This is a genomic window from Paenibacillus sp. EKM212P (assembly GCF_011066115.1).
Classification (GTDB): Bacteria; Bacillota; Bacilli; order Paenibacillales; family Paenibacillaceae; genus Paenibacillus; species Paenibacillus polymyxa_B.
In genome coordinates this window covers 1-2,377 of sequence record NZ_JAAMNR010000032.1, presented here as the reverse complement: position 1 = coordinate 2,377, position 2,377 = coordinate 1, and the positions used below count along the sequence as shown (strand labels likewise).

The 2,377-nt window shown below is 55.7% G+C and carries 1 protein-coding gene; it reads left to right on the top strand.

The features are described 5' to 3' along the window. On the top strand, nucleotides 1-2,377 hold a 2,377-nt coding region (locus tag G9G54_RS24755; protein ID WP_165179934.1), incomplete at both ends, for a non-ribosomal peptide synthetase.

The window sequence follows — 2,377 nt, the reverse complement described above, 5'->3', positions numbered from 1 at the left end:
TTGATCTGACCTTGGATGCAGTGGAGCAGCCGGAAGGCATTCTGTGCAGTCTGGAATACAGCACGGCGCTGTACAAGGCTGAGACCATTGCGCGATTGGCACAGCATTTTACCGAACTTGTACGTGCCATTACCCTTCATCCGCAGCAGCCACTGGCAGCTTTGGATATGGTAACTGTCGAGGAGAAGGCACAAATCATCTACGGTTTTGGAGATGTGGGAGTATCGGATGTTACTGCTGAAGCAGGGGGGTTATTCCATACCTTTGTAGAAGAACAGGCGCAGCTTGTACCAGATCACGTGGCGGTGGTGTACGAGGAACAACAACTGACGTACCGCACACTGAACGAGCGTGCGAACCAATTGGCCCGTAGACTGCGAAATGAAGGCATTGGACGCGAGTCGATGGTCGGCATTTTGAGTGAACGTTCGGTAGACATGCTGGTCGGTGTATTGGCGGTGTGGAAAGCTGGAGGCGCGTATGTGCCGCTGGATGCAGATTATCCGTCCGAACGCATTCGTTTCATGCTGGGGGACAGCGGTGCGACGGTACTGTTGACCCAAACGGGCTTACAGGAGCGTGCACAGGTCTGGCTGGAGGAAAGCCGACAGGCCTTGGCCGGAGGGCAGACTGAGGGCGAGTTGGAAACAGCGGCTGGCGCTGAGACAATGGAATCGAGTACTCTCCATGGAACCCTGAACGGAACAGCAGATTCGTCATCTGATAGCGAAGCAGCAACCGAATCCGCAACGGGTTTGCGTCTGCATACCGTACTGGTGTTGGACGATGAGTCGCTGTACACCGGAGATACCGCGGATGTAGAGCACATCAACGAACCGCAGGATCTGGCGTATGTGATCTACACCTCCGGGACAACGGGACGTCCGAAGGGCGTCATGATTGAGCATCGCAGCTTGGTGAATACGGCTGCGGCCTATCGCCGGGATTACCGTCTGAACCAGTTCCCGGTACGGTTGTTGCAACTGGCGAGCTTCTCCTTCGACGTGTTCGTCGGGGATATCGCACGGGTGTTCTATAACGGCGGAACGATGGTTATCTGTCCGAAAAATGACCGGATTGATCCAAGCCGTCTATATGGCTGGATTCGCGACTATCAGATTACGGTGTTCGAATCGACCCCGGCCCTGATCGTACCGTTTATGCAGCATGTGTATGAACAGGGACTGGACATGAGCAGTCTGGAACTGCTGATTACCAGCTCGGATAGCTGCAGTGTGACAGATTATCGGGTGCTGCAGGAACGGTTTGGCGCAGAAATTCGCATTATGAACAGCTACGGCGTCACGGAAGCGGCAATCGACTCCAGCTTCTACGACGAAGAATTGTCGAAGCTGCCAAGCAGCGGCAATGTGCCGATTGGCCAGGCGTGGCTGAACGCCCGCTTCTACATTGTGGACAGCCAGCTAAATCCGGTGCCGATCGGCGTACTGGGTGAACTGTGCATCGGCGGAGCCGGGGTAGCACGGGGATACTTGAACCGTGCGGACCTGACAGCCGAGAAATTCGTGGCCAATCCGTTCGTGCCAGGTGAACGACTGTACCGCACAGGTGACTTGGCGCGGTGGATGCCGGACGGCAATGTGGACTTTATCGGGCGGATGGATTATCAAGTGAAAATCCGCGGCTACCGGATCGAGCTGGGCGAGATTGAAACGGCGATCCAGCGGGTGCCGGGCGTGCGTCAAGCGGTAGTCATCGACCGGACGGATGAGCGTGGACACAAGTATTTGTGCGGATACATCACGGGAGAAACCGAGCTGCGGATCGAGGAGGTACAGGCCGAGCTGGAAGCCGGGCTGCCAGCACATATGGTACCTGCACGCTTGATGCGTCTGGAGACCTTGCCACTGACCCACAATGGAAAAATCGACCGCAAGGCCTTGCCGGAACCGGAAGGAAGCATCATCCATACCGGTGCAGCCTATGTGGCACCGCGTACCACGGTGGAGCAAGTACTGGCTGCGGTATGGGCCGGAGTACTCGGCGTGGAAGCGATAGGCACGCAGGATAACTTCTTTGAACTGGGTGGCGATTCGATCAAGGCCTTGCAAGTATCCTCCCGATTGCTGCAAGCAGGTTATCGACTGGAGATGAAAGACCTGTTCAGTCATCCAACCGTGTCTGCCTTGGCACTGAAAGTCCAATCGGTGACCCGATTGGCGGATCAGAGCGAAGTGGTGGGCGCTGTGAAGCTGACACCGGTGCAACAATGGTTCTTTGAGCAGAACCTGACGGATGCTCATCATCATAACCAGTCCATTATGCTGCATAGCAAGGACGGTTTTGATGAAACGGCCCTGCGCACAGCGATGGATCAAATCGTTAGCCATCACGATGCACTGCGTATCATTTTCCG